Here is a 9,504-nt window from a genome sequence, read left to right on the forward strand (position 1 = left end):
ATCAAGGCCGAGCATGCCGGCCTCGACGTCAAGGGCTCGGCCATGGCCTCGGACGCCTTCTTCCCCTTCCGGGACGGCCTCGACAATGCCGCCGCCGTCGGCGTCACCGCTGTCATCCAGCCGGGCGGCTCGATCCGTGACGAAGAGGTGATCGCCGCCGCCGACGAGCACGGCATCGCCATGGTCTTCACGGGTATGCGCCACTTTAGGCACTAGGAAGCGGCCCTTTTGGCCAATCTCCGCGTCAGGCGGCGCGAGGGCTTTGTGCGGCGTACGATGTACGCCTCCGCAGCCCTCACTTGCCTTCCTTGACCTTGGCCAAAATTGCTCGCTTCTCGGGCCGGCGGTGGGATGAAGGTCAAAAACAAGAATCTTGATCTCAGGGTCTCTGTGACTCTGTGGCGAGAATAAAGGAGTGTTGGTCATGAAAATACTGGTCGTCGGCGGTGGTGGCCGCGAACATGCCCTGGTCTGGAAGATTTCCCAGTCGCCGCTGGTGGATACGCTCTACTGCGCGCCCGGCAATCCCGGGATTGCCGAACTGGCCGAGTGCGTGCACATCGGTGCCGATGAGATCGAGGCGCTGCTCGATTTTGCCATGGCCGAGAAAGTCGACCTGACCGTGGTCGGCCCCGAGGTGCCGCTCACGATGGGGATCGTCGACCGCTTCCAGGCCGCCGGCCTGGAAGTTTTTGGCCCCAGCAAGGCGGCGGCGCAGCTTGAGGGGAGCAAGAAATTCTCCAAGGACCTGATGGCCAAATACGGTATCCCCACGGCCGCCTACGGTTCCTTTACCGACCGTGACGCCGCCGTTGCCTATGTCCGCCAGCAGGGGGCGCCGATCGTGGTCAAGGCCGACGGCCTGGCGGCCGGCAAGGGGGTGGTCGTGGCCATGTCCGAGCAGCAGGCGATCACGGCGATCGATGACATCATGCTCGACAAGGTCTTCGGCGCGGCCGGCAGCCAGGTGGTTATCGAAGAATTCATGGACGGAGAAGAGGCTTCTTTCTTTGCCTTTACCGATGGCAAGCAGTTCCTGCCGCTGGCTTCGGCCCAAGATCACAAGCGGGTCTACGATAACGATGAAGGCCCGAATACCGGCGGCATGGGCGCCTACTCGCCGGCCCCGGTGGTGACCGATGCGGTTGCGACCGAGGTGATCGAGACCATCGTCAAGCCGACCATCGACGGCATGGCGGCCGATGGCTGCCCTTACAGCGGCATTCTTTATGTCGGCCTGATGATCAAGGACGGCAAGCCGCGGGTGGTCGAGTACAACGCCCGTTTCGGCGACCCGGAAGCGCAGCCGCTGCTGATGCGGATGAAGTCGGACATCGTGTCGGTGCTGCAGGCCTGCGCCCGCGGCGAACTGGGCCAGGCCTCGCTCGAATGGCACGACAAGGCGGCGGTCTGCGTGGTCATGGCATCGGGGGGCTATCCGGCTGACTTTGAAAAGGGACTGGAAATTTCCGGCCTGGAGGCAGCCGAAGCGATTGAAGACCTGATGGTGTTTCATGCCGGAACGACGCTGAAGGACGGCAAGGTCGTCAACAATGGCGGCCGTGTGCTTGGTGTGACCGGCCTGGGCGCGACGGTGGCAGCGGCGATCGACAAGGCCTATGCCGGAGTGCGGGAGATCCGCTGGCAGGATGTCCATTATCGCAATGATATCGGCAAGAAAGCACTGGGCCGCTGAGCCCGCTGGCCGAATAACAATCTAACTTCTGTGGAGCAGACGATGAGTGACAAGCCGTTGGTCGGTATTCTGATGGGAAGCGACAACGACTATGAGGTGATGGTGGAAGCGGCACGGGCGCTCAAGGGCTTCGGTGTGCCCTTCGAGATGACGGTTTCCAGTGCTCACCGCACCCCGGAGCGAACCGCCAAGTACGTGCGTTCGGCCCGGGAGCGGGGCATCAAGGTGCTGATCGCCGGCGCCGGCGCGGCCGCGCACCTGGCCGGGGTGGTCGCTGCCGAAACGACCCTGCCGGTGCTTGCCGTGCCCATTGACTCGACCGCCCTGCAGGGGCTCGATGCCCTGCTGGCCATGGTCCAGATGCCGGCCGGCATCCCGGTGGCGACCATGGCCATCGGTAAGGCCGGTGCCCGCAACGCCGGGCTGTTCGCCGTGCAGATTCTCTCCGTCGCGGACGAAAGCCTGGCGCAGCGTCTGGTTGATTATAAAGTTGAGTTGGTCGCCGGGGTTGAGGCCAAGGCCAAGGCCCTTGCCGAGCGCATGGTCAAAGACGGCATTTGAGTTGTCAATCCAAACGGTTAACTCTTCTTTATGGGGGGTGACCTGGGGGGAGTGTGTGGGGCGATTTCCCTTGACATGCCGAGACCCCATGTATTAGTTTTTAGCAGATTAGCATGAGGATTCATGCCAATTCATGGCACTTCACCCCGAGGCCCTTACGGTCCTTTTGTTGTTTGCTTCTGAGCCCTTGAATTCCTGGTCCTGTGCATTGCTGACCAGCGAGTATTTGCGATTGCCAAGGGCTTTTGTCTCAGGAGATTACTATTTTGCGCGCAAAAAAAAATCCGATTGATGCACTCTGGGATTTTTTCTGTTCCCTCAAGCTGACCATCGTCACCCTGATTCTGCTGGCGGTCACCTCGATCATCGGGACGGTCATCCAGCAGAACCGTTCTCCCGAAGAGTACCTGCAGGAGTACAGCGAGAGCACCTATCGGCTGCTTGATTCCCTGCAGTTCTTCGACATGTACCATTCCTGGTGGTTTCTTGCACTGCTCGGCGTCTTTTCCCTGAATCTGATCGCCTGTTCGATCAATCGTTTTCCCAGGGTCTGGAAAGCGGCGACCCAACCGGTTCTGGTTGCCGATGATTCCCTGTTCCAGACCTTTTCCAACGTCGACGAGCACCTCGTCGCCGGCTCCGTCGATGAGGTGAAGGCTCGGCTGGAAACCTTCCTCAAGCAGCAGTTCGCCAGCCCGGTCGTTACTGAAAAAGAGGGTGTGGTCCATCTCTTTTCGCAGAAAATGCCGTATGCCCGTTTCGGGGTCTACATCACACACCTGTCGATCCTGATCATTTTCATCGGTGCCATCATCGGCAGCCTCTGGGGATACAAGGCCTACGTCAATATCGTCGAGGGTTCCGCCGAAAGCCGGGTCTGGCCCCGCGGCAGCAATACCCCCATTGATCTAGGCTTCTCTGTACGCTGCGACGAATTTTCGGTCTCCTATTACGAAGGATCCAATCGGCCGAAGGAGTTCAAGAGCCTGCTGACGGTCATTGATGGCGGCCAGATCATTACCGAGCGGCGTCCGGTTATCGTTAACGATCCCTTGTCGTACAAGGGGATCACCTTCTATCAGTCCAGCTACGGCACCACCGGTGACGCGGTGCTGAAACTCAAGGCGACCGTGAAGGCCACCGGCGAAACGGTCGACCTTACGGTCCGCCAGGGGCAGCGGGTTTCGCTTCCCGGCGGTGCCAGCATGCGGGTGGTCGATTTTGCCCCGTCCTACCAGAATTTCGGCCCGGGCGCCCGTCTGGAAGTGGTTGATGCCGGCGGCAAGCGCAGTTCGTTCCTGGTTCTTAAGGCGTTCCCCGGGTTTGACGCCCAGCGCAGCGCCGACTTTGCCTTCTCTCTGCAAGATTTTCAGCAGCGGTACTACACGGGCCTGCAGGTGGCCAAAGATCCCGGCGTCTGGGTGGTATGGGTTGGCTGCACCCTGATGATAATTGGCTCGATGGTTGCTTTCTTTCTTTCCCATCGCCGCATCTGGGTGACCATCCAGCCGGTCGGGAAGAAAACCGGTGTCAAGATCGGCGGGACGGCTCATCGCAATCAGCCCGGTTTCGAACTCTTTTTTGACGAACTCAAGAAGAATCTCAAGTCTGAACTCGCTTCCTGAACCCGCAGGGGTTTTGATGGAGGAATAAAATGACCAGCTCTCTCTGTTTCAATCTGGCAACCGGGGCTTATTTTGCCTCGATGATCCTGTTCGTGGTCTACCTGGCATCGCGGATCACCGGGACGGCCCTGCTGGCTAACCTGCTCGCTTACGCGGGTCTGGCAGTACATACCGCGGCCATCGGGCTGCGCTGGTACGAGTCGTATCAGGTGCCTGGCGGCATCGGCCATGCCCCGTTGTCCAACCTGTACGAATCGGTGGTCTTTTTTGCCTGGACCATCATTCTGATCTACCTGCTTATCGATCTTAAGTATCGGCAGCGGGCAGTTGGAGCTTTTGTTGTTCCCTTCGCCTTCGTCGCCATGATCTGGGCACAGCTGGGGCTCAATGATTCAATCGAGCCGCTGGTGCCCGCCCTGCAGAGCAACTGGCTGACCTACCACGTCATTACCTGCTTCCTCGGTTATGCCGCTTTTGCCGTGGCCTGCGGTGTCTCCATCATGTACCTGATAAAAATCGGCAAGGAAGAAAAGAGCAACGGCGAAACACCCGCAGGCGGTGTCCTTTCCCTCTTTCCTAGCGCGAAAATTCTGGACGACATCAACTATAAATCCATCATGATCGGCTTCCCGCTGCTCTCTTTGGGCATCATCACCGGCGCCGCCTGGGCCAACTACGCCTGGGGAACCTACTGGAGCTGGGACCCGAAGGAAACCTGGAGTCTGATCGTCTGGTTTATTTACGCGGCCTTTTTGCATGCCCGTTTTACCCGCGGTTGGGTCGGAAGAAAGGCGGCCTGGCTGTCGATTGTCGGTTTTGCCGCCACTCTTTTCTGCTACCTCGGAGTCAACCTGGTTCTTTCGGGGCTCCATTCGTATGGGGGCTAGTTCCCGATACGCCAGTCCAGTGAGTTCAAGATAAAACGATCTGCTTGCCTGCCCTGCCGTTGATGGCAGGGCAGGCAGCCGACGGCAGCGGCAAGGGGGGGATTTGTTGGAGCTATGAAACCAGGCATTTCTGTACTATCCGGTGTTATTGCCCTTCTGTTTTTAATGTCGCCTTTTTCTTCAGCCGTTGCCGACGATAGTTGTGTCACTTCAAATTGTCACGCCGCCATCGCCAAGCAAAAATATGTCCATGGCCCGGCGGCCGTCGGTGACTGCGGGGTCTGCCATGTGTCTGCCGGCGCAGTCCACCCCGGCGCGAGCGGGGCATTCCAGCTCAAGCTCTCTGGCGGGCGCCTGTGTGAACAGTGTCATGACAGCCCCGCTTCGGGAAAGGCCAATGTTCATACGCCCGTTGCCGATGGCGACTGCCTCGCCTGTCACGATCCACACGGGGGAACCAATCAGTTTCTGCTGATTTTTGAAGGCGGGATCCTCTGCCAGGGCTGTCACAGCGAGATCGGAAGCACTGGCCGCGTGCATGGACCGGTCCGGGCCGGCCGCTGCGATTACTGCCATGTCCCGCACGCATCAAACGAGCCTGCGCTGCTGAAGGCGGATGGGAACAAGGTCTGCTTCGGCTGCCACAACGGCATCCGCGGCATCATTGAGAGCAGTGTTTCCCAGCACAAGCCGGTGGCCGAAGGCCGTTGCTGGGATTGCCACCGGACTCACAATTCTGAATTCCGGCCGCTCTTGCGGGGCTACTATCCCCGCGAGTTTTATGTGCCGTACGAAGAAGAGAATTTCGCGCTCTGCTTCGAATGCCACACCAATCGTGGCACCTTTCAGTACCAGCGCACCTCCGAAGCGACCGGCTTCCGCAACGGCGATCAAAACCTGCATTATCTACATGTCAACAAACCGGTCAAAGGGCGGGTCTGCCGCAACTGCCACGGTATTCACGGCGCCGATCAGGAAAAACTTATTTTGAGCCGGGTTCCCGGTTTCGGCAACTGGAAGATCCCGGTGCGGTTTCTGCCGACCCCGACCGGCGCGACCTGCCTGGCCGGGTGCCACAAGCCCAAGTCGTATGACCGGGTACGTCCGGTCGCAAATCCCTGAGTTGTTCGTTGCAGATAAATGTAGAAAAGAGAACTGTTTTGTTCCCAAAGTCATCATCCTTGTTTACCTTTTTGTTCCGGCTGCTGCTTGCGTCTTTACTGCTGTCGGGCTGTGCTCCCAAAGAAGCCTCGCTGCAGAGGTTTTTCTGGCCGATCGGCGGCGATGACCCCAAAATCGAATTTATCCGTACCGTCGGCACCGACCGCGATGTTCAGAAGGGGGGCGAAAGCTGGCTGGCAGAGGCCTTGCTCGGCATCGAAGAGCCCGGGTCGTTATTTGTCAGCCCCTATGACGTGGCATCTGACGGCAAGGGGCGGGTTTACGTGTCGGATATCGCCCTGAACGACGTTCTGATTCTCGACTTCGCCGCGCACAAGGTGCGTCATTTTGAGCGCCCCGCTCAGGACGAGCTCTTCTTTGTCTCACCGATGGGGCTGGCGATCGCTCCCGCTGGCGGAGTCTACGTTTCCGACAACGTCCAGGGGCGGATTTATCTTTTTGACGCGGCCGGCAAGGTCCGCAAGATTTTCGGCCAGAACATTCTGCGCCGGCCTACCGGTCTGGTTTATGACAGCGTCAGTGATCGGCTCTATGTCGCCGATGCCGGGCTGCATCAGGTGGTGGTTTTTACCCCCGACGGCCTCTGGCAAAAGACCTTTGGCACGCGCGGCGAAGCCCCCGGAGAATTCAATTATCCGCTTGATCTCGATGTCGATGGCGATGGCAACCTGTACGTTCTCGATTCGATGAACGCCCGAATCCAGGTATTTGATGCCAAGGGAGCATTCCTGCGTTCCTTTGGCGAACGGGGCACCTCGCTCGGCTCGTTTTATATGGCCAAAGGGATCGCCGTGGATCGCTCCGGGCATGTTTACGTGAGTGATGCCATCGGTCATCGCTTCGTCATCTTCGACCTGATGGGCACCCATCTGATGACGCTCGGCGGACGAACCTCGTCACAGGGCAATCTGGGGTTGCCCGGTGGTTTCGACATGCCCAAGGGGGTGGCTGCCGACAGCAATGATGCCATCTGGGTCGTCGACTCGCTGAATCGCATGGTGCATCAGTACCAGTTTCTCAATCGCGACTATCTCGAAAAGAATCCGGTTCAGCCGGGGCAGGCCTATATCCCCGAGGCCCTGCGCTGATGCCGTCTCATTTGCGGTTCATCGCGATGGCGGTCTGTTGTGTTCGGGGGGAGAATGGCGCTAAACCCTACAGGTGGAGGCATGAATATGCGTAGACAGCTGAAGGTCGGATTGCTGGCAGCGGTAGCCCTGCTCTTTGCCGTGGCCCCGGGGTGGGCTCTTGAGATCATCTACCCGGCGCATGGCAGCTCGATTGTCCGCTCCGACTTTCTGATCATCAAGGCCGGTGACTCGCCGGTTATTGAGGCGATTACCGTCGAATTCGGTGGCGCCAAAAGCGGCATGATCGACATTTCCGGCGCCGAATACCGCAAGGCTTTCGGTGATTTTGTCATTCTGCTGCCTGGCTTTGATCCCGGCAAGGACAGCGTCAAGGTGGCCGGCTTTGCCGGCGGCAAGCAGGTGGCGGAGGCCTCGGCCGATTTCTATTTTCTGACCAGGCCCGGCGAGGTGGCGCCAGCTGGATATTCTCCCTTTGTCATGCACCTGCCGGAAAAAGAAGCGCTCTGCGCACCCTGTCACAATATGAACCCGGAGCCGGCCCTGCTCGATAATGAATCTGCAGCCAAGAATCCCTGTGGTTCCTGTCACCAGCGCCGCCTCAATTACGAATATGTGCACGGGCCGGCCGGGGTTTTTCAGTGCATCTACTGCCATGAACCGGACAGCAAACCGGCAAAATATGCCAACCGGGTCGAAGAGGCAAAGCTCTGCGCCGAATGCCACGAACACAAGGTCGATGAATTCAAGGCCCGCCAGTACATCCACGGCCCGATCGAAGCCGGACTCTGCTCGGTCTGTCACGATTCCCACGCCAGTGCCCATTTCGGGCAACTGAACGCGGCGGTCAATGATCTCTGCCTTGGTTGCCATGGGGCGATTGTCAAAGACAGTCACGTGGTTCGAGGAGTCGGCGGCCAGGGGCATCCCCTCGAAGGCCCGGTCGATCCCGCTAATCCAGATCGGCAGTTCTCTTGCATCGGTTGCCACGATCCTCATGGCGGCAATTCTTCGTCCTACTTTCAGCGGGGGATAAGCGAGCGAATGTCTCTCTGCCAGCTGTGTCATAAGAAATAACATCAAAAATAACATAAGTATGCGCTTATTGGTCTCAGGTGTGTGAAGGAGAGCAAGATGTCTAGAACTATTGGTTATGTCGTGAGTTGTCTTTTGCTTTGGCTGTTGGTTGGGTGTTCGCCGCAGCACAAGATCAGGGTTCTTTGGCCGGCACCTCCTGAACAGCCACGCCTGGAGTGGTTGGGCTTGTTTAGCACGCGTGCTGATTTTAATCTTGGCGGCAAAAAAAAGGCGTTCACTTCATTTCTGACTGGCGATGAAGAGCTTGTTTTCGGGGCCCCTGGAGGTGTTGCGGCTGATGCCCGTAACCGGGTGTTCGTATCCGACCTGCAAGAGCGCACGGTGCATGTCCTTGACTTTGACAATCAATCGATTTCTCGGTTGAAAAACTTTCAGTTCGGGCGTCCTGTCGGGCTTGCGGTTGGCGGGGATGGCAGAGTCTATGTAGCGGATGCGGAAAAACGGGCCATCGTAGTTTTTTCTCCGCAGCTGAATCCTGTGCTCACCATGGGCGATGCCTCGAATCTGGAGCGGCCGGCCTATGTTGCCGTCAATGACCGTTTAGGCAGAATTTATGTTTCAGATGGTAAGAATCACAAGATTGTTGTTTTTGATCTTGCGGGCAAGCACTTGTTTTCATTCGGGGGGTTGGGCAATGCGCCCGGTGCGCTGCATGCCCCGCAGGGGCTGGCCTTCGATTCTAAGGGGCGGCTTTATGTGGCGGACATGATGAATGCGCGGGTGCAGGTTTTCAATGATGCTGGAGGCTTCCTGTTCGGTTTCGGAGAGCGGGGCGATCTTCAGTGGCAATTCGAAAATCCCAAGGGGCTCGCTTTTGACCATGAAGATCATCTGTATGTCACCGACGCCAGGAAAGGGGCGATGTTTATTTGCGATGTGGAAGGTAATGTTTTGCTAATCACCGGAGCCGGAAAGCGGACTCACCACCCCTTGGGGTATTCCGTGCCGAACGCGGTGGCCGTTTCACCTGATGACAGGATTTATATCACTGATTTGCTGAATCGCCGTGTGACGGTTTGGCAATATCTGAATGCCGACTATCTCTCCAGGCACCCCGTTACGGAGGCTGAGGCGGAAGAGCTGCTGCGCCTGCAAGAGCAGAAGCCATAGAGCGAAATGGCGGATAGCATCGGGCCAAAAGGCCAGTGAATTTAAAAATTTAAGTGTCATGTCATGGTATGGCGCGAATTTTCTTACTTTTTAATGCTGGCTTGTTTTTTGCTAGTCGTTATGAAGTCGGAGGCACGCTGTGACCAGGTAGTCTGGCCAGCATCTTAATCCCGCGCGACAATGCGCTAAGAACAAGGAGGTAGTATGAAGAAGGTAGTGTTTTTAACGGTCGTTTTGGCCATGCTGGCGGCGCCGGC

8 protein-coding genes and 1 pseudogene are annotated in these 9,504 nt (G+C 57.9%); all 9 read left to right on the forward strand.

The genetic code is table 11. From position 1 onward, the window contains the following. A pseudogene (gene purH / locus ABYV89_RS10930) lies at positions 1–216 on the forward strand (bifunctional phosphoribosylaminoimidazolecarboxamide formyltransferase/IMP cyclohydrolase); the annotation flags it as partial. A gap of 208 nt (positions 217–424) precedes the next feature. Beyond that, complete coding sequence (purD, locus tag ABYV89_RS10935) at positions 425–1,696, forward strand: phosphoribosylamine--glycine ligase (RefSeq protein ID WP_432822986.1); 1,272 nt, start codon at positions 425–427, stop codon at positions 1,694–1,696. A gap of 42 nt (positions 1,697–1,738) precedes the next feature. Further along, positions 1,739–2,257: a 5-(carboxyamino)imidazole ribonucleotide mutase gene (gene purE / locus ABYV89_RS10940; protein ID WP_432822987.1), complete on the forward strand. Its 519-nt coding sequence runs from the start codon at positions 1,739–1,741 to the stop codon at positions 2,255–2,257. Between the two features lie 266 nt (positions 2,258–2,523). Next, positions 2,524–3,882 carry a cytochrome c biogenesis protein ResB gene (gene resB, locus ABYV89_RS10945; protein ID WP_432822988.1) on the forward strand — a complete coding sequence of 453 codons (1,359 nt, stop codon included), beginning with the start codon at positions 2,524–2,526 and terminating at the stop codon, positions 3,880–3,882. A gap of 29 nt (positions 3,883–3,911) precedes the next feature. Beyond that, positions 3,912–4,769, forward strand: a complete 858-nt coding sequence (gene ccsB / locus ABYV89_RS10950; protein ID WP_432822989.1) for a c-type cytochrome biogenesis protein CcsB — start codon at positions 3,912–3,914, stop codon at positions 4,767–4,769. Between the two features lie 114 nt (positions 4,770–4,883). Then, positions 4,884–5,891, forward strand: a complete 1,008-nt coding sequence (locus ABYV89_RS10955) for a cytochrome c3 family protein (protein WP_432822990.1) — start codon at positions 4,884–4,886, stop codon at positions 5,889–5,891. A gap of 59 nt (positions 5,892–5,950) precedes the next feature. Further along, entirely contained in the window at positions 5,951–7,039 is a 1,089-nt protein-coding gene (locus tag ABYV89_RS10960) for a 6-bladed beta-propeller (RefSeq protein WP_432822991.1), read from the forward strand. 81 nt (positions 7,040–7,120) lie between these two features. Beyond that, complete coding sequence (locus ABYV89_RS10965) at positions 7,121–8,116, forward strand: cytochrome c3 family protein (protein ID WP_432822992.1); 996 nt, start codon at positions 7,121–7,123, stop codon at positions 8,114–8,116. 57 nt (positions 8,117–8,173) lie between these two features. Next, positions 8,174–9,247, forward strand: coding sequence for a hypothetical protein (locus ABYV89_RS10970; protein WP_432822993.1), 1,074 nt, complete (start codon positions 8,174–8,176; stop codon positions 9,245–9,247). Positions 9,248–9,504 lie beyond the last annotated feature (257 nt).

Source organism: Trichloromonas sp., from assembly GCF_041583255.1.
Classification (GTDB): Bacteria; Desulfobacterota; Desulfuromonadia; order Desulfuromonadales; family Trichloromonadaceae; genus Trichloromonas.

Coding starts and splice junctions, on each gene's coding strand:
- purD (WP_432822986.1), top strand. CDS start 425: ATGAAAATACTGGTCGTCGGCGGTGGTGGCCGCGAACATGCCCTGGTC.
- purE (WP_432822987.1), top strand. CDS start 1,739: ATGAGTGACAAGCCGTTGGTCGGTATTCTGATGGGAAGCGACAACGAC.
- ccsB (WP_432822989.1), top strand. CDS start 3,912: ATGACCAGCTCTCTCTGTTTCAATCTGGCAACCGGGGCTTATTTTGCC.
- ABYV89_RS10955 (WP_432822990.1), top strand. CDS start 4,884: ATGAAACCAGGCATTTCTGTACTATCCGGTGTTATTGCCCTTCTGTTT.
- ABYV89_RS10965 (WP_432822992.1), top strand. CDS start 7,121: ATGAATATGCGTAGACAGCTGAAGGTCGGATTGCTGGCAGCGGTAGCC.
- ABYV89_RS10970 (WP_432822993.1), top strand. CDS start 8,174: ATGTCTAGAACTATTGGTTATGTCGTGAGTTGTCTTTTGCTTTGGCTG.